Raw genomic sequence first — 18,674 nt, forward strand, 5'->3', positions numbered from 1 at the left:
TTTGTTTATAATGGGGTTCGCTTTAATGGATGTCATATTCATCAACCCTTTTTGAGCTATCATCAGTACTGTGATTATCCATGTTTTGATCGTTTTTCAATTTGAGTATCTCTATGGATTTGCCCGAAGATAATAACTCTTCTCAATCTTTGCCAGAAGCACAACGCAATTATATTGCCCAACCCAACAAGGTGTCGGGGTGGCTGATTGCGTTTGGGGTTAGTTTGTTGTTAGTTGCCATCATTGCACTGGTGTTAGGTCAACGCATTGGTTATCATCGCGGCTTGAGCTTTGCTGCTGAAGAAGCGAAAAAAACCGCCGCAGGTCTTGAAATCTCAGCAGAAAACATCAAATCATTAAAGCTAAAATCTGATACGTTACAAAGCCAATTAACCACTGCGCAGCAAGAGCGTGATATCAGCTTGGCGAACCTATCAGCGCTGCGTACCGATATTCAAGATCTAAAAGTCACCAACTTACAGCTTGAACAAGGTCAGCAATTCTTAACCACGTCGCTTGCCAAAAAAGGCGGTATGAGTTTACAAGTCATCGGGGCAAAAATCGCACCATTGCCAGAAAATGCCTATGAATACCGCTTTGATGTCGGTATGGTCGATCCATCAAATCAGCCAAAAAATCTGATACCAAAATTGACCTTGCTCGATGAAGTTAATATGGTCGAAGTCCCATTGCAACCTAATAGTTACTCGATTCATGGGATTGCAAGAATTCGCGGGCGTTTTTTGATGCCCAAAAACTTTGTACCCAAACAAGTGAAACTTGAATTAGCCGCCGGCAACCAAAAAACTGAGCAAGTGTATGATTGGCAACTCGGTCAACCGATTGATAACATGCCGTATACGCTTGAAGAAACGCCTGAAGCGGATAAACGACCTGTGAGTTCGACCGATAGCACGCCAGTGGCAAGCACAGCCAATACGCAAAAACCTGCCGCAACGACTGCTGTAAAGTAGTATAATCAATGTTTAATCTAATCTTAGGTAAATGTTCAATTAATGATGCTTCAAACGCTTAATTTTTCTCGTCAATCAGTTGTATCACAGCCAACCACCACGAATATGGATTGGCATCTACCCGCATGGTTGCCAACACAGTCCCCTAAACAGCCACCTAGCCAATCACCAAATTCATTGCCAGCCCGTTTGACCGACATAGAAGGCGAGCCAAATACTGACCCCGTCGAAGATGTGCTATTGGCTGACCCTGAACTTAAAAAACCACAGATGTATGCGGTGGTCATGTATAACGATGACTATACGCCGATGGAATTTGTGGTGGATGTTTTACAAAATCATTTTAAACATACGCTAGATTCAGCTATCAGTATTATGCTTGCCATTCATCAACAAGGCAAAGGAATTGCCGGTATATACCCTAAAGACATCGCAGAAACCAAAGCCCAAGCCGTTAACCGTGAAGCGCGTCAGGCAGGTTATCCGTTACTGAGTCAAATTGAGCCGCAAGGTTAGTGGCAGTTTGCTATTTAACCCAGTTTTATTTTGGGTAGCACCTTATTTCTATTTTTTATTCATCATTGAATTTTTTGCCATTTTAAAACCCGCCATTAACTACGTTTTATCACTTGAATTTATTAGCAATGTCATTATATTAAAGGTAATGATTTTGATTTTTCCCATTTTGTCATCTTTCATTTTTACTTCCTTTTAACCGAACTTAGCATGATTAGCCAGATATCAACAGGATATTTGGTGCTGAAGTGACGGCAAATGAAACTTGAGAAAACATCAACGCAAAAAACCATCAACACCTATAACGACATCAAACCAATCAATTAGATAACGTATGATTTTTCACGTAGGGCAAAATCAAAAACCGTCGGTGACAAGTATTAAGGACATCTTATGTTAAGTTTAGAATTACAAAGCACGTTGCGGTTGGTAGTGACACTCGCAAAACAACGTGCACATGAATATTTAACGGTCGAGCATTTGCTATTGGCACTGTTAGAGAATGAAAATGCGGTAGAAGCCTTGGTGGCTTGTGCAGTCAATGTGGATCAGCTCGGCAAAGATTTGACCCAGTATATTGATGAACATACCCCAACGGTCGATATCAACGAAGATTACTCGCCACAACCAACGCGCAGTTTTGACCGTATCTTGCAGCGTGCGATTTTTCATGTGCAATCGGTTGCTAGCAGCCGTTTGGTAGAAGGCTCAGATTTGCTAGTGTCTATGTTCTCAGAGCATGACACCTACGCGGTGTACCTGCTTAAAAAACAAGGGGTGACGCGACTTGAGTTGACCCAGTACTTATCGCATGGTCAAGACAAAAAAGTGCGCGACAAATTAACCAGTGTTGAAACTGAAGAAACGGGTGAAAAAGCCAATAAAGACCCATTGACTGAATTTACCGTTAATCTCAATCAAAAAGCCTCTACGGGTGGCACCGATCCGTTAATTGGTCGCCAAGCAGAAATCGAGCGTACCGCGCAGATTTTATGCCGCCGCCGCAAAAATAATCCGCTACTGGTGGGTGACCCAGGGGTGGGTAAAACGTCGATTGCGGAAGGCTTGGCATGGTTGATTGTCAATGACAAAGCACCAAAACCATTATCAGGCTGTGTGGTATATAGTTTAGATATTGGTGCGCTGATTGCCGGTACAAAATACCGCGGTGATTTTGAAAAACGGATGAAAGCGCTATTAGATGCCTTAAAAGCCAAGCCCAATGCGATTTTATTTATTGACGAAATCCATATGATTATCGGCGCAGGCTCATCGATGAGCAGCAATATGGATGTGTCAAATTTAATCAAACCTGCGTTGGCATCCGGTGAGCTGCGTTGTATCGGCTCAACCACCTTTACCGAATACCGCCAAGTGTTTGAAAAAGACCATGCCTTAAGTCGTCGTTTCCAAAAAGTTGATGTCAACGAGCCATCCATTGATGAAACGATTGATATTCTACGCGGTCTGAAAAAACAATATGAGAAATTCCATAACGTCAGCTATACCGATCAGGCGCTACAAAGTGCGGTGCATCTGGCGGTAAAACACATTCACGAACGCTTTTTACCTGACAAAGCCATTGATGTGATTGATGAAGCGGGTGCATTTGTTCGCCTGCAAAAACAAGCCGAAAATCAGGTTGAATCTACTGTGGACAGCAATCAATCCACTGATAATGTCGCAAATGACAAGTTATCAAATCAGCCTGTGGTGGATGAAGACGCACTTGTCGATGACTTAGATGTTAGCCATGCAGCGGATGGTGTTGTCGAACCTGAGGCTATGTTAAGCGAAGCAGATAATCAAGTGATTGACGCGGCACAACACGGCGGACAAGTGGTGATTGATGTCCCGCAAATTGAATACATTATCTCAAAAATTGCGCGCATCCCGCCAAAATCCGTCTCAACGGATGACAAATCGGTGCTACAAAATCTTGAAAGTAACCTAAAACATCTGGTGTTTGGTCAAGATGAAGCCATTAAAAACTTGGCAGATGCCATCAAGTTGTCACGTGCAGGCTTAAAACCCGATGATAAACCGATTGGTTCATTTATGTTTGCTGGTCCTACCGGTGTCGGTAAAACTGAAGTCAGTCGTCAGTTAGCGAATTTGTTAGGCATTGAGCTGGTTCGTTTTGATATGTCTGAGTATATGGAAGCACATACAGCGTCCCGCTTGATTGGGGCACCGCCAGGCTATGTGGGCTTTGATCAGGGTGGTTTATTGACCGAAAAAATCAATCAATTCCCGCATTGTGTACTATTGCTAGATGAGATTGAAAAAGCCCATCCTGATGTATTTAACTTGCTGCTCCAAGTGATGGATCATGGCTCGCTCACCGACAATAACGGTCGCACATCAAGCTTTAAGCAAGTGATACTGATCATGACCACCAATGTCGGTGCTGATAGCATCAGTCGCAACAGCATGGGCTTTACCAAACAAGACCATAGTCGCGACAATAGTGAGGCGATGAAACGGATGTTTACCCCAGAGTTTCGTAATCGTTTGGATGCCATCATTCAATTTAACCCATTGGATCAAAATGTCATTGTATCTGTGGTTGATAAATTCTTGGTTGAGCTGCAAGCCCAGCTTGATGACAAGAAAGTGGTGCTTGAAATTGATGATGCGGTCAGAAATTATCTGGCAGAAAAAGGTTACGATCGTCTCATGGGTGCACGCCCAATGAACCGCTTGATTCAAGATGAAATCAAAAAACCATTGGCAGAGCAAATATTATTTGGTGATTTGGTGAATGGCGGTACGGTTTCGATTCGTATGAATGCCGATAAAACAGCGATTGAGCTTGTGCCCATTGATGAAAAGCAAATCGACAATGTATAGTAATGTCTAGTATAAAAAAAGGAGCTATTGAGCTCCTTTTTTTATGCCTACTGATTATAGTTAATGACTATACTTAATGACTATCGCTAATGATTATAATTAACCCCAGTTCTACATAAGCCATACTCTAAGGCTTTGAATTAGCAAGCAATCTTAGCGACGAAAGGTTCAATCAGCACATTTTTAAGTGTCGGTTTCTTGGGTTGATGGCAATAAGCAATCAGCCCTGCCACCAAATTACTCATAAACCCAACATGGCTACGATGCCTTGAATGCTCGATATGGCAAATATTCTTTAACTCATCAAACACCGTCTCAATCAAGAAACGGCGTTTAAGCAATCGTTTATCTAACCAAGCAATGTCTTTAGCTTTCATATTCTTTTTGACGTTGGTAACCAGTTCAACATCCAAGTTTTCGTCGAGCCAAGCGGTTAGGGATCTATCAATGTAGCCTTTATCGCCAAACAGTTTACCAAAGACTTGGTTTTCACACAGTTGTTTGACAGGCTTTCTGTCATCAACATTGCCCGCTGTTACGGTAAGATTCACGAGTTCACCTTGGTGGTTGATGATGGCGTGTAATTTAAAGCCAAAGAACCAGCCCATACTGCTTTTGCCCCGTCCTGCTGTATCGGCAAAGACTTTGTTGCGTTTGATACGGTGGTTATCACAAACCGCTAGGCTGGTTGAGTCGATGTAGCTAATCCCTGTGCAGTTGCCTTGCATTAAGAATTGTAGGTAGTCACACATGGGATATACGGCTTTTTCCATCAGTTCTACCATTCTGTTGTAACTTGGTAGTCTTGGAAAGGCATTTTTTAGCCATTGACAGACATAGCCATAGTAAAAGGCTTTAAATTCTCGATAGCGTATTTGATGAAATAGTACCAAGATGGTGATGATTTCTGCTAAACTTATTTTGCATGGTTTGTTGCGTGGCTTTTTACTGCTGTTGCTCGGCTGTGTAGGCTTTGCAAAAGTCGTCGATGTGGCAGTAAAGTTCTACAAGATTGTCCATGTAAGAAGTCCTGGTTAAAGGTGTTTGTGGTGAACTTACTTTAGCATGTTGGACTTCTTTTTTTTATCCTTTCTTATGTCGAATTCAGGTTAATTAATGATTGGGCTTAATAATTACACAAAACCAAATTTGGGTTTTTCTGCTTGTTTCTCTCGATAGGACAGATGATCCATGTTGGTTAGCTCTGCCAATGAGTGCGGTTTATTGACGATGATAGCTTTATCAATCGATGCCAAAAACGCGTTGGATTTTTCAACGGACAATTCTTTGAATTTATACTCAGCTATCAATCGACCTTTACGCAGCAGCGCGGGGTCAATTTTTGAGATATCGGAGTTAAAGGTACAAATAAACTGACACTCCAACACATCCGACAGCATACCATCAGCAATGTTCAAAATCGCCGATACCACATCGGTATTGGCGTTATCAATGCTACGTTCGGCAATGTAGTTTTCACAGTCTTCAAGCACTAATACCGAGTTTTTATTATCCACCAATAGTGACATAAATTCAGGGTTGGTCAAATACCCAATCATAGTAGTGGGCACAAAGATGAATTTTTTATTAGGCACTTGGCTGGTTAGCCATTTGATATAGTTGGTTTTACCTGAGCCCGCCACGCCATGCAACAGTACCACGCCTTTACCATCGTGATTGAGTGACTCTTTGATATGCTGATGCACAGGCAGAAAATCCTCGTGATACATGGTATCTAAATTGATGGGAAATGGCTTGATACGATGGGTTTTAAATACAAAACCATGGACTTCTTTAAGTAAAATCGATACTTTAGCCTCTTGCGAGACATACTTTTGCAAGTATTCATCAAACACGTTTTTGACACTTGCCGCCGAATGCGGATTGGTCGAAATATAGTAAATACTGACGACTTTTAACAAGCCTGACTCAAAGATGTATTCGTCATAGTCATTTGACAAATCTTCATTGGTGAGCATGAACACTTCATATTTGGGATGAAAATAACAAGCTTCACGCTCATACAATGTATTATTTTTATGCGAATAGGCGACGGTAGTAAAATCGGTGCAACGCTCAAAATCTTTAAGCTGCTCTTTGCGAATTACCATATCATGGTTGCCAACATGCACCCCAGGGAAAATATCATCGAGTAGCGACTCAAAAGGATTATATTTGCTAGCGTATTGGAGGTTGTCTTCAATAAGTTGAACAGTATAGGGCGGCTCGGAGGAGGCGCTGAGCAGCTTTCGCGGCTGGTAATAGGGCGATTGTAAAATTTTCATAGGAATATAGGCTTATAAAAGGCAGTAGAAAAATTAACATAGTTAGTAGTAAACAAGCTAACTATAGAGATGGGGCAGTTAATACTAGATGCAAGTTAAAAATTAGCTAGTTGGCAATCAGTTAAAAAATTTTTAGCAACAAAATGAGCAGCATACTGGCTAACAGTAAGGCAGTAAGCAATGGTGAGATAAGATAGACAGGAATTTTAGGCATAAAAAAACCTGCAAGAGGCAGGTTAATTTAACTAATACCGATTTGAGTGGTGGGGCTGAAGAGACTCGAACTCTTACACCTCGCGGCGCTGGAACCTAAATCCAGTGCGTCTACCAATTTCGCCACAGCCCCATGAGTTGCCTCAAAGTGTTGACTCAATATTTGTATCAGTGTCTTTGTGGTTGGCTATTATATAGAAAATTTTCGCTTTGGCAAGGGGTTTTTTAAAAAAAACGCATTTTTTTATTGGTTAAGTAAAATTTTTAGCGCATTGATAATATCTGCCAAGTTACTAATACGGTTTTCCACGCGTTTTGCCAGCAGCTTGTCAATAAAAGGCTGGCAAGCTTGGCAAGCAAATTCTGATAACTGATGATTTGGGCATAGAAAAGGCACGGGCTGTTGGCGATGCGCGATTGCCCAACCAGGATAATCATCTGCCATAAAAGGCAGACATCCCATCAATAATTCGTACCATATCACCCCCAAACTATAGTAGTCGCTAAACTTGTCAAAAGGCTGTCCTGTGAATTGCTCAGGACTCATATAGGCAGGCGTACCAGCGGTGTAAGTTTTGCAGTTCAGTGAGGCATTTTTCCCCATAGCATCGCCAAGACCAATATCACTAAAACTAAAATCACTCAGACCAAAATCAATTAACACCACTTCAAGATTGGGTTTTACAATAAAGTTGGCGGGTTTGAGATCCAAATGCATCAGCCCAAATTGATGCAAACGGTTGACCACTTGGCAACTATGTAAAAAAATGGTCATTTTTTGCGGAAGATTAAGTATTGGCAATTTAGCATGCGCATACAGCAAGGATTTTAACGTCTCGCCTGGATGATACGACATGACTAGACACGGACTAACAGATTGCTGCGGCTGCTGTTGGTCAAAGATGAGGGTATCAGGTAGAAGGTTTGAAGCATACAGCGTGGGAATACCGCTTGTATGATGGGTGCTGTCAATCGCTAGGCTTTGGCAATGATGAAGGGCGTTAATTTCTTGCTCAAAATGGGCGAGATTGGTTGCATTAAAGTGAGGTAGTAATTGTTTAACGACAACGGCAGTAGGCGGGGAGTGAGTTGAATGCCATACCCCGTACCAAAGCTCGGTATGGTTGAGTGGATTTGAAGCTGATAGTGGCTGTAAGTCAGTAACGAGCGACTGACAGCCATTTTTTATGATAACCAGTACTTTGTGAGTTGACCTTGTCTCAATCATGATGGCTTAACGAGTCTACCTTCAATCAACTGCTGGTATTTTCGGGTCACGGTATTGCGCCCCCAACCCAGTAGGTCAGCCGCTTGTCCTTTATGCTGAGCAGTATGGGCAAGTGCCACTTCAAGTAAACATTTCTCAAACATCGGATAAGCGGTTTGCAGAATGTCGTACTGTCCTTCAGCGAGTGCTTGTTGTGCCCAAACTTGCAGCGGCGTGATCCAATCTGCGGTTGCGCCAGTTTGTGAGGCGTGCAAGGTCGGTATGACCGTCGTAGCGGATAAAGGCGTTGGCAGCTCACTCGAATGGACATTCAGATTAGCACTAGCACTGGGGCTGTTACTCGGAGCTGGCAAAGATGACGGATGTTCGCTAGCAGGTGCCTCAAACTGAGTGTCAGGCTGATAGTTATGTGTCGTATGTGTATTGGGCTCACGCGTAGTTACAGGCTTGCTATCTTGTAATTCAAACGCTTGTAAAATCTCGGGTGGCAAATCACTCGGCTGAATGGTTTGCCCTGTTGTCATCACACTGAGCCAGCGGCAGGTATTTTCAAGTTGACGCACGTTACCTTGCCAAGGATAGCTTTGCAAAATATGCATCGCAGACGGCGTGATGGTTTTGGTGTGGGTATGCATGCTTTTGGCGATATTTTGCATAAAAAAATCGATTAACAGCGGAATGTCTTCGCGGCGCTCACGTAGGGAAGGTAGCGCCAGTCGAATGACATTGAGCCGATAAAACAAATCTTCACGAAACTTGCCTTGCTGCACCAGAGTTTCTAGGTTTTGATGGGTCGCTGCGATGATACGTACGTCGACTTTAATGGGTTTGAGCCCACCGACACGGTAAAACTCACCATTTGCTAAGACGCGCAGCAAACGCGTTTGGGTCGGTAAAGGCATGTCGCCGATTTCATCCAAAAATAAAGTGCCGCCATGCGCCTGCTCAAAACGCCCTTGGCGCGTGGTAGTCGCACCCGTAAACGCGCCTTTTTCATGACCAAATAGTTCAGCTTCAATCAAATCATGCGGAATCGCCGCCATATTGAGGGCGATAAATGGTTTGGATTTGCGTGGCGAATGTTCGTGTAAGGCACTGGCAATCAGCTCTTTACCCGTCCCTGATTCGCCGGTGATGAGTACTGTCATCGGCATATGCGACAAGCGACCAATCGCACGAAATACTTTTTGCATGGCAATGGATTGCCCGATGATGCCCGATGGGTTGGTGGGGGCTTTTTCTAGCGCGACTGCTACTTTTTGCGCTGGCGGCTGCTGTGCATCACGAATCAGAGAGTCGTTGTAGTTCTCAGACTTACTGCGCTTTTGTGTTTGGTTTGACTGGCTTTGCAGGCAAGCTTTTTTCACCATGGCAATGGCATCATCCAACTCAAACGGCTTGGGTAAGTAATCAAATGCGCCTGATTGATAGCTATCCACCGCAGACTGCACATCGGCATGCGCGGTCATGATGATGACAGGGATTTGTGCAAAGGCTTGTTTGATTTTACTGCTAAAGTCCAATCCGTTCATCATCGGCATTCGAATATCGGTGACGATGACACTTGGCAAGGAGGCACTATTGTCACTCTTCGGTTGGCTGTCTTGCTCGCTATCTTGTAGTAGCCGCCACGCCGATTGCGCATTGCCAAAGGTTTGCACTTGAAACCCACTATCTGTCAGCGTATCTTCTAAAATCATACGTAGCGCTTGGTCGTCATCGATGACCCAAACAATAGGCTCGGTGGTTGGCGTTTTATTATTGGTATAAGTCATATAAAAACCCTATATGGGAAACTGTAGTGTTTAAAAATTCATAGCCGATCAGTCATGATGCTGTGGTGTATCACGCTTAAACTATCATTTGGTTATTTGCCGAATTTGCCAAGGTAAAAAAATCGTAAATAGGGTTTCACCTGGCTGAGAGGTCACACTGATTTGCCCTTGATGGCGCTGAATAATGTCATGAGCAAGTGCCAGTCCCAACCCTGTACCATTGGCGCGTCCTGTGACCAAAGGATAAAAAATTTGCGGTAACAACTCACTATCAATGCCCAAGCCATTATCAATAAAATCAACCCGCAATACGCTTTTATGTCGTATATCGCCAATGGTTTGTTGGTGCTGAATACGGGTCTTTACCGTGATGATAGGCGATACAATGTCGTTTTCATTGAGCGCTTGTATCGCATTATTGACGATATTCATAAATACTTGTACGAGCTGGTCTTTATCAGCGGTGATTTCTGGCAACGATAAATCAAAGTCTCTGACTAGACTAATATTGGGGTTTTGTATCTCTGCCAACGTTAGTACATGCTGCAGGGGCTCATGTACATTGATTAATTGCCAGTTGGGCAAATTTGGCGCACCCAGCAATTGGGTCACTAAGTTATTGAGTCGTCTGGTCTCATCCATGATGATACTGAGATAATTCGCGACCTTTTGCGCCTTGGTGTCGTTAATATAGCGCACAATCCCATCAAACTTCATGATTTGATTAAAATTCTTCTCAAGCAGTTGGCTTGCCCCAAGGATGCCGGCTAAAGGGTTTTTGACTTCGTGTGCCATACTGCGAATCATTTGACGGGTTATCAAATGTTGGTGATTTTGATACTGTTCTTGTTGAATACGACTTTCGCGATCTTTTGCCCAAATTTCAATCAAATAGAAAAAACCCGCCTCGGTTTCTAACGGGGAAACCCCATAATCGACCAATAATGGTGCACCAATCCCTTGAGCGCTTAGCCCCAAAATGGTGCAATCATGATGGATGAATGCTTGGTACATTTTTTTGGTATGTTCAAATTGGTTTTGCAGCGCCAATTTGACCTGTGCTTTGGTTTTTTTATGGGTTATCGGGTCATCATCCGTATGCGATTGCTCTGATGCTTGCGTTAGTAATTTTTCATAGTTTGCGGGGGTTAAAATATCGATCACATTTTTATGAAGTAAATGGTGCTGACTGACTGACAAAATCTGCTCAGCCGTCGCGTTGATATAGACGCACTCGTAGTTGATGTCAGCGACAATTAACCCCGATAGTAGGTTATTGAACATGTCCTCAAACAGGTTCTGGTTGGATTCGAGACTATGTAAAAAAGTAGGATGGGTCATTGGATAACTACCACAAATTTGAGCAATGGTTAAAGTGCAATTTAAATGCCAATAAACTATTGGATAATTTTTGGATTATTGTCATAACAGATAAATAATTAGAGTGATGGGCAGCAAATCAGTCATTTGATATTAAAAAATCACTCATTTATAGCAACGTGCTAATCGTAGTATGATATATTTTGAACCAAAATAGTGCAAAAGTTAAAGCCTAATTGCTAAAAAAAGACATATAAAAAAAGGGCATAAAATCTATGCCCTTTGATGTACTGTAGCTATAAAAATTTAGAACCATTGGTAGGTTAGTGAGACGAATGAATTAATGCCTTTTTGGCGGTAGCCATAAACGGTCTCATAATCTTTATCTGTGAGATTATTAAGACGACTGCTAATGGTTAGGTTGGGACTGACATAATAATTCCCAGTCAGGTTCAACAAGGTGTAGCTGTCTAGAGTTTGTGAATTGTTGGCATCACGATAACGCTCTCCGACGTATTGTACCTCCGTTCGAATGTCATATTTTGGCTGTTGATAGCCTAGGTAAACAATACCTTTGTTTTTGGGTTGATAAATTAATTCTTTGCCCGTTTTTTTATCTTCAGTATCTAGATAATCATAACCTAGACCAAATAAAGTATTATTTAACTGCCAGTCACTGGTTAACGAAATACCGTTAATATCCGCTTTATCTATATTTTGCATTTGACCTGCATAAGTAAGTGGGTCGGTGGTTACCCAAGCTAATTTATCGGTAAATTTAGATTGGTAGGCTGTTACGCGTGTGTGTTGATGATGATTGCTGTTTTCAATAAAGATTTCTGCATTTTTGCTGGTTTCAGGTTTTAAGTTGGGATTTTCTGAGCCTGGCCAATACAAATCGTTGAATGTGGGGGCACGAAAATTGGTTGCGTATGATGCACCAATGCGAGTGTTGGGGCTAAGACGATACGCACCGCCCACATTGTAGGTGGTCTTGCTATCAAATTGTGAGTTATCATCGTGACGCACATTTAATTGCACATCATATTTATCTTGAGCGAGCTGATATCCCAAAAACTCACTGTTGATAGTGCGGTGAGTCACGTCATAATCATTAGAGCTATCAACTTCTTGTTTTAAATTCTCATAACCACCGATAAGCTTACCGAGTGGCAACTGATAGCCAAGCTGTATGGTTACTTGTTTCTGAGTCGTATTGATTACATCGTCTAGGCGACCTGTTTGCCAATCTGCACCATCATACGTGGTAGATTTATCATAACTTTGACCATATTTAATATTTGCAGACAGTTTATCTTGTTGATAATCGGCAAAAGCTGAGACAGCCGCGTTTTTTTGGTCAGCATACGCGTTTGGCACTTCTGAACCACTATCAATATCTGTAGTGGATTTTGCAAATAATCCTGTTGCTCCAATTTCAACATTGTCATTGACTTTATGCTTGGCGACCAAACTTGCGTTTTTGGACTCAAAACCGTCTTTGTCAGCATGATGTATGCCGAACTGAGCGTAAGGTTTCGTCGCGTCAATGCCATTGGTCTTTTCATAACCCGTAGAAAGGCTTAAAGTCGTTGCAGAATTAACCAGTTGTCCTGTAATTTGCCCTTTATAGCTGTTTTCTGTGCCGCCGCCAACAGTCAATGCGACATTAGACTGTTGGGCGTTTTGACCTTTAGTAAAGACTTGAATCACGCCGCCCATCGCATCTGAGCCATAAAGACTTGAGCCAGAAGCACCATAAACTATTTCTATTCTATCGATTTGGTCGACTGGTAACAGCGATAATGCTGCTCCACCTGCGGTTGCAGAGCTGTAACGAATCCCATCGATTAATACTAAGACTTGACTATTGGAGTAACCACGCAATCTGACACCACTGCTCGCACCATCCCCACCATTTTGAGTAACATATATGCCACCTTGTCCACGAAGTACATCTATCACGCTTTGACCGCGATAACGTTGCAATTGTTCTTCATCAATCACAGTGGTTTGGGCGATGGTATTCTTGACAAGCGTCGGCGTTTTGGTTGCCGTGGTGGTAAAAGTAAGGCTCGGCAAAGTCGTTTCAGCTTCGCCAATAGCAGCTTCGCTAGTCGCTGCATGAGCGCTAACACCAGTCATGGACATGCCAATAATCACCAAAACGCTTTGCGTCATTGGATGGATATTAAAAAATGGCTTTTTGATAAAACGAGGTGATGTCTGACAGGTATAACGCATAACTTGACCCAAAAAAATAGTTTAAAGATACATTGTAGAAAAATATCGTTACATAAGCTATTACTTTTGCTTGGTTATTGCTCATCAAAGCTTGAGGATTTTTCAATAAAAAACCCCTTTAGCAACTAAAGGGGTTTTGATAAAAGCCTTCGTATCAACAGTTAGCTGGCTTGTTGCTGTAATTTTTTAGCTTTTTGGTAGCATTCATTGATGTGATTTTCAGCAATTTTTTTAAACATCAAATAACCGATGGTACCTGCCACTAATTGACCGCCAAATGGTACAAATTTGGTGACCTGCTTGGCGATAATACGGCTGCCAAAACCTTGGAAAGTTTTTTTGGCAATACTGCGCGTCACCACTAGCCCTGCAAAATCCACTGCTTTATCTTTTAATTGGCTGATTTGCGCGCCGTTGTTCAAATCTACAGCTGTTTGGGCGGGTTCAATTAAACCAAATTTAGCAGAAATTTCAGGTAGCAATTTTGATAACAGCGTGGCATCCACCGCAACGTCTAGCAGCGGCACAGGGACAACCGCGGCGGCTGCCGATATTTTGGCTTTACTTTTAATCATCGCCTCGCATTCGCGTTTGATTTTTTCTAAATCAAGTTTTGGGTCGATGGTTTTGGTCGAATTTTCTGCTGACATAATTTTTCCTTCTAAAAAATTTCAATTATCAATAGTAAAGGTAGTATTGCAAAACGCTTGCAACAAGAGATGATTATTCATTAATGGTCATTGATACTGTTTCATTAATGGTAAGTGATAACTCCATGGTTTGATTATAACTGAGTGTAAACGTATGAATAAGCATCTTTTTGCAAAAAAATGCTAATGGTTTGTAGTGGCATTATTACGATATGCAAAATCCACAGAGGACTATGGAAGCTGATGGGATGTTTTTCACCGTTTCGCTGTTGTAATTTTGCCTATTCACTCTCATTATGCTAGTTTATTCTCTCTACTTTATTTGGCAAACATGATAAATTTATGTTGACTGTAACTCCCCGTTTTAGTGCGACCCATATTGACGAGATTCCCCATGATTTACAGCCGTTGGCGCAGACATCGATGACATTAGCACGCATTTTGGCTGGGCGAGGCGTGCAAGATGTGGCAAATTTAGACACCGCCTTTAATAAGATGTTGCCTGCAAATTTGCTGACAGGCATTACAAAAGCAGTGGCTCTGCTTGACAAGGCGATTGATACGCAGCAAAAAATACTGATTGTGGGTGATTTTGACTGCGATGGCGCGACCAGCACGGCACTGATGGTAAGGGTGCTGCGTGAAATGGGCGCGCAGGTTGAGTTTTTGGTGCCCGATCGTTTTAAGTACGGTTATGGACTGACGCCAGAAATTGTTGCGCTAGGTATTGAAACCTATGATCCTGATGTGATTGTCACGGTTGATAATGGTATTTCCAGCCATGCCGGGGTCGAGCTTGCCAAAGCCAAAGGGCTAACGGTGATTATTACCGATCATCACCTGACGACGCAGGCGACACCAAACGCCGATGCCGTGGTCAATCCCAATCAGCTGGGCTGTGATTTTGCTAGTAAATCATTGGTAGGGGTTGGGGTGGCATTTTATGTGCTAGGCAATCTGGCCAAAGTCAGACGCCAAGCCAATAAATCCACCACCCAAGTGAGTCGCTATATTGATTTGGTGGCACTTGGCACGGTGGCGGATGTGGGCGTATTAGACCAAAATAATCGCATCTTGGTACACCAAGGCATCCAAGCCATCAAGCAAGGTCGTTGCTGTGTGGGTATTTTGGCGTTGTTGGAGCAGGCGAGTCGGCAGGCAGCAGATATCACGGCTCAAGATTTTGGTTTTATTTTAGGACCCCGCATCAACGCCGCAGGTCGTATGGAGAGTATGCGGATTGGCATTGACTGCTTGCTCACCGATGATTGGGGGGAGGCACAGCGGCTTGCGTATCAGCTTGATAAACTTAATCAAGAGCGCCGCCAAGTCGAGCAGGGTATGCGACAACAAGCCGATAGTGTATTAAAGACGCTTGAGAATCCATCTGAGCAAAATGCTGTAAATCAAGTAACGCACCGCAAACGCAGTATTATTTTGTATCAAGATGAGTGGCACCAAGGGGTGATTGGTATCGTCGCAGGCAGGCTAAAAGAAAGCTACCATGTGCCCGCTATCGTGTTTGCCCCTGCTGATACGGACATGATCGAAGATAACGATCCTATCAAAGGCTCAGCACGCTCCATTGAAGGCATTCATATCCGTGATGCCATTGAATCAGTCGCGCAAACCCACCCCGAACTTATTAGCCACTTTGGTGGGCATGCGATGGCGGCAGGTCTGACAATCAAACGAAAAAACTTTGAGCCGTTTTGTAAAGCGTTTGATGAGGTAATTGCAGCGGTGGCTGATGAGGTATTTGCCGAGACGTTATATAGCGATGGCGCATTGACAGCCGGTGAATTCACGGTCGATTTTGTAGATAGCTTGCAGACGTTGGCTATTTGGGGACATGGTTTTGTGGCACCGATATTTGATGGGGTGTTTGTGGTGCAAGATTATCGGGTGTTAAAAGAGCGGCATTTAAAATTATGGTTATCGTATCCCGATGTCCCTTTTACTATCGAAGCGATTTGGTTTAATGCTGACTTTGACGCGATAGCTTTGTCTGCCATCAATCGCAGTGTGTCAAAAGTGCATTTGCTGTATGAGCTGGAGAAAAATTTATTTAATGGACAAACTAAATTGCAGTTAAGGGTAAAAAAGGGTGTACTCCTCTAGACAAGCGTTTTTGCTGATTCATACACAATCTGATAACCATAACACCCAATAAAGATGATAAACGACATAAAATGACATGTTAATATAATTTATCACCTATATTGCGCTAAATTTTGCTAAATTATGCAGGTATCAAGGTGTTAATTTTTTAAAGCTTGATAAAGCTTTGGCGCTTAGCTAGCTATTATTTATTATTTAACCGTTTGTTTATTAACTGGCTATCTTTTAACTGGCTGTTTTTTAACTATCTGTCTTTTACCTGCGTATGGAGAATTGCCATGAGTAAATCGCTTGCCAACAATGCAACCGCAACGACGGCTCGGCAATGGCAAATCCTCTCACAGCTGGATCGCAAACGTTGGCTCGGTACAACCCATATCAAAGAACAGCTTGATTTGATGGGTTTTGATATCAGTTTGCGAACCATTCAGCGAGATTTAAACGCTTTGGCAACGCGTTTTCCGATTGAAAAAAACAACACCAATCCACAAGGTTGGCGCTGGCGTGAAGATGCACCGATGCAAAGCTTGCCGCACATGAATTTGTCGCAAGCGGTGGCGTTTAGTATGATGCGTCATAATTTGACCCAGCTATTACCCCCGGCTATTTTAGATGAATTGATTCCGTGGTTTGACCTAGCGAATCGGCAACTCAAAGAAAGCAAAGTGGCAAATACTTGGCTCGATAGAGTGCGTATCCTGTCAGCCAATCAACCGCTCATCCCGCCATCGGTCAATCCAGCCGCCAAAGACGCCATCTATGATGCATTGTTTCAAAATAAAAAACTCATCGCCTGTTATAAAGCGCGTGGGCGAGAGGAAGCGCAAAAATACATTTTAAATCCGCTAGCCATTGTGCAGCGTGGTGTGGTGATTTACTTGATTGCCTCGCGAACAGACAGAGCGTCTAACGATGTGCGCCAATTTGCTTTGCACCGTTTTGAAAGTGCGGAAGTCAGCGCAAGCGATGCGCAAACCCCGAAAGATTTTAATTTAGACAGTTATATCAACACAGGCGCGATGGGGTTTAATTACCCGTTGTTCCAAAAACTCATGCCTGAGAGCGAAAAAAACAACCACGAGCCGCCCACGCAGCAAGTGCAGTTACTGTTTCATCCGTTATCGGGGGCAAGTTTGCTTGAAAGCCCCTTATCAACCGACCAGCAAAGCTGGGAAGACGACGAAGGATTGCATATCACAGCCACAGTGAACATGACCTCCCAACTGGTATGGTGGCTACGCGGTTTTGGTAAAGGACTGCGAAAAATCGAGCCTGAGATTTTATCAATCGCCGTCTTTGAAACCCAAACGCCAAACCAACAACCCACCGCCCAAACAATAAGCGAATAACTAACAAACGCCCAAGTAAACTAACTACTTTGTCCGATTTTTCGAGAATTTTATGAAACATACTGATAATAACACCCTTGAATCCACTGCCACCGACACCAACTCACAGCAGCCTAGTAAGCCAAAAACCACGATTTTATACAGTGATTTGACGGATGATTCACCTATCACATCTGCCAAATCGCCTGACAATCTGACACCCAGCACTACCACAGAGACCTACCAGATTATTTCGGCGCAGTTTGCTGACCCAGCGGTTGAAATAATAGCGCCTGTCAACTCACCCAATTTGACCGATAAAAACACCAATGAGACAGTAGTGTCAGGCACCTTGCCGCTACAGAAAGCGCCAACAATAAACCCCATGACTGATGACAAGATTTTGCAAAAAAGTCATCAGCTAGCAATCACCCAAGACGATCAGCTTGAAGATGATAAAACAGCTTCAGGTATAGCCGTCGAGCATATGGATGTGGTACTCAAGCAGTGGTATTTTACCGTGCAATGGCAGAAAACGCAGATGCCAAAATCTGGGCTTTATAATAAATTTAAAAAACGCACGCAAGCCATGGATATAGACTTATCCTGCTTGCTTTGTAACCGATATGGCGAGGTAATCGAAACTGTTTGGTTCAAAAATGTCCGTGATAAAGCGCAATCAGTGCGTCATCAAGGCGATGAATTATTGGGCAAAAAGCCATTTAGCGCTATCGATGACCGCAAAGAAGACGCTGACAACAATCAAAGCACCAAGGTCAATGATGCCAACCTCAATCAAGAAAGTATGGTGCTTTTTTTAAGTAAGCTTCCGCCCCAAGTATTTCATGTGGTTATGATTGTGTCATCTTATCACGGCTATGCGCTTAGCAAAGCGAAAGAAGCGTCTTGTCAGCTCAGTGATGATGAAGGTAATGTGATTAGTGAATTAGCTTTTACCAAACTGCCGACTGATACTAAGGCCTTATGGTTTGCCAGTCTTACCCGTTTTGCCGATAGCTGGCGCTATAATACCGAGCATCAACCTTTAGATAATAACAAGATGGCGCTAATTGAAAAAGAAGTGAGTGAAAAATTGGTACGTACGGCCAGATGATTGGGGGATGTAGTGTAAACTTATTGTTTCTCAGAGGTAAAATAACGAAGCAA

The 18,674-nt window shown here is 42.9% G+C and carries 12 protein-coding genes, 1 tRNA gene and 1 pseudogene; 6 read left to right on the forward strand and 8 right to left on the reverse strand.

Going from position 1 to position 18,674, the window contains the following annotated elements; translation table 11 throughout:
• The first annotated feature begins 113 nt into the window (after positions 1-113).
• The 3 genes from RT084_RS07000 (at position 114) to clpA (ending at position 4,343) form a co-directional block, all read left to right on the forward strand.
• Positions 114-974: a hypothetical protein gene (locus tag RT084_RS07000; RefSeq protein WP_312116364.1), complete on the forward strand. Its 861-nt coding sequence runs from the start codon at positions 114-116 to the stop codon at positions 972-974.
• 42 nt (positions 975-1,016) lie between these two features.
• Positions 1,017-1,490: an ATP-dependent Clp protease adaptor ClpS gene (locus RT084_RS07005; protein ID WP_313098625.1), complete on the forward strand. Its 474-nt coding sequence runs from the start codon at positions 1,017-1,019 to the stop codon at positions 1,488-1,490.
• Between the two features lie 393 nt (positions 1,491-1,883).
• Positions 1,884-4,343: an ATP-dependent Clp protease ATP-binding subunit ClpA gene (clpA, locus tag RT084_RS07010; protein ID WP_313098629.1), complete on the forward strand. Its 2,460-nt coding sequence runs from the start codon at positions 1,884-1,886 to the stop codon at positions 4,341-4,343.
• Between the two features lie 140 nt (positions 4,344-4,483).
• Here clpA and RT084_RS07015 read toward each other — a convergent pair.
• The 8 genes and pseudogenes from RT084_RS07015 to RT084_RS07050 all read right to left on the reverse strand — a co-directional run bounded on the left by RT084_RS07015 (position 4,484) and on the right by RT084_RS07050 (position 14,058).
• Positions 4,484-5,363: pseudogene (locus RT084_RS07015) on the reverse strand (IS982 family transposase).
• Between the two features lie 113 nt (positions 5,364-5,476).
• The gene (locus RT084_RS07020) at positions 5,477-6,628 is read right to left on the reverse strand and encodes an AAA family ATPase (protein ID WP_313098631.1); all 1,152 of its coding nucleotides are present in this window, start codon (positions 6,626-6,628) and stop codon (positions 5,477-5,479) included.
• Between the two features lie 261 nt (positions 6,629-6,889).
• A tRNA-Leu gene (locus RT084_RS07025) sits at positions 6,890-6,974 on the reverse strand.
• Between the two features lie 111 nt (positions 6,975-7,085).
• On the reverse strand, positions 7,086-8,069 hold the full coding sequence (locus RT084_RS07030) for a serine/threonine-protein kinase (protein WP_312384089.1): 984 nt from the start codon (positions 8,067-8,069) through the stop codon (positions 7,086-7,088).
• Complete coding sequence (locus RT084_RS07035) at positions 8,066-9,844, reverse strand: sigma 54-interacting transcriptional regulator (RefSeq protein ID WP_312384088.1); 1,779 nt, start codon at positions 9,842-9,844, stop codon at positions 8,066-8,068. Before RT084_RS07035 ends, RT084_RS07030 begins: the two co-directional genes overlap by 4 nt.
• Before the next feature lie 84 nt (positions 9,845-9,928).
• On the reverse strand, positions 9,929-11,185 hold the full coding sequence (locus RT084_RS07040) for a two-component system sensor histidine kinase NtrB (protein ID WP_312384086.1): 1,257 nt from the start codon (positions 11,183-11,185) through the stop codon (positions 9,929-9,931).
• A 285-nt stretch (positions 11,186-11,470) separates the two neighbouring features.
• Positions 11,471-13,408: a TonB-dependent receptor domain-containing protein gene (locus RT084_RS07045; RefSeq protein WP_312384084.1), complete on the reverse strand. Its 1,938-nt coding sequence runs from the start codon at positions 13,406-13,408 to the stop codon at positions 11,471-11,473.
• A 161-nt stretch (positions 13,409-13,569) separates the two neighbouring features.
• Positions 13,570-14,058, reverse strand: a complete 489-nt coding sequence (locus RT084_RS07050; RefSeq protein WP_313098639.1) for a hypothetical protein — start codon at positions 14,056-14,058, stop codon at positions 13,570-13,572.
• A gap of 342 nt (positions 14,059-14,400) precedes the next feature.
• Between RT084_RS07050 and recJ the strand changes: the two genes are divergently transcribed.
• The 3 genes from recJ (at position 14,401) to RT084_RS07065 (ending at position 18,621) form a co-directional block, all read left to right on the forward strand.
• The gene (recJ, locus tag RT084_RS07055; RefSeq protein WP_313098643.1) at positions 14,401-16,179 is read left to right on the forward strand and encodes a single-stranded-DNA-specific exonuclease RecJ; all 1,779 of its coding nucleotides are present in this window, start codon (positions 14,401-14,403) and stop codon (positions 16,177-16,179) included.
• A 278-nt stretch (positions 16,180-16,457) separates the two neighbouring features.
• Positions 16,458-17,528 (forward strand): helix-turn-helix transcriptional regulator, encoded by a 1,071-nt coding sequence (locus RT084_RS07060; protein WP_313098646.1) that lies wholly within the window; start codon positions 16,458-16,460, stop codon positions 17,526-17,528.
• 52 nt (positions 17,529-17,580) lie between these two features.
• A complete protein-coding gene (locus tag RT084_RS07065; protein WP_313098649.1) occupies positions 17,581-18,621 on the forward strand; it encodes a TerD family protein in 1,041 nt (346 codons plus the stop codon).
• Positions 18,622-18,674 lie beyond the last annotated feature (53 nt).

It is taken from the genome of Moraxella sp. CTOTU48717 (genome assembly GCF_032057165.1).
Taxonomy (GTDB): Bacteria; Pseudomonadota; Gammaproteobacteria; order Pseudomonadales; family Moraxellaceae; genus Faucicola; species Faucicola tetraodonis.

Coding starts and splice junctions, on each gene's coding strand:
- RT084_RS07000 (WP_312116364.1), top strand. CDS start 114: ATGGATTTGCCCGAAGATAATAACTCTTCTCAATCTTTGCCAGAAGCA.
- RT084_RS07005 (WP_313098625.1), top strand. CDS start 1,017: ATGATGCTTCAAACGCTTAATTTTTCTCGTCAATCAGTTGTATCACAG.
- clpA (WP_313098629.1), top strand. CDS start 1,884: ATGTTAAGTTTAGAATTACAAAGCACGTTGCGGTTGGTAGTGACACTC.
- RT084_RS07020 (WP_313098631.1), bottom strand. CDS start 6,628: ATGAAAATTTTACAATCGCCCTATTACCAGCCGCGAAAGCTGCTCAGC.
- RT084_RS07030 (WP_312384089.1), bottom strand. CDS start 8,069: ATGATTGAGACAAGGTCAACTCACAAAGTACTGGTTATCATAAAAAAT.
- RT084_RS07035 (WP_312384088.1), bottom strand. CDS start 9,844: ATGACTTATACCAATAATAAAACGCCAACCACCGAGCCTATTGTTTGG.
- RT084_RS07040 (WP_312384086.1), bottom strand. CDS start 11,185: ATGACCCATCCTACTTTTTTACATAGTCTCGAATCCAACCAGAACCTG.
- RT084_RS07045 (WP_312384084.1), bottom strand. CDS start 13,408: ATGCGTTATACCTGTCAGACATCACCTCGTTTTATCAAAAAGCCATTT.
- RT084_RS07050 (WP_313098639.1), bottom strand. CDS start 14,058: ATGTCAGCAGAAAATTCGACCAAAACCATCGACCCAAAACTTGATTTA.
- recJ (WP_313098643.1), top strand. CDS start 14,401: ATGTTGACTGTAACTCCCCGTTTTAGTGCGACCCATATTGACGAGATT.
- RT084_RS07060 (WP_313098646.1), top strand. CDS start 16,458: ATGAGTAAATCGCTTGCCAACAATGCAACCGCAACGACGGCTCGGCAA.
- RT084_RS07065 (WP_313098649.1), top strand. CDS start 17,581: ATGAAACATACTGATAATAACACCCTTGAATCCACTGCCACCGACACC.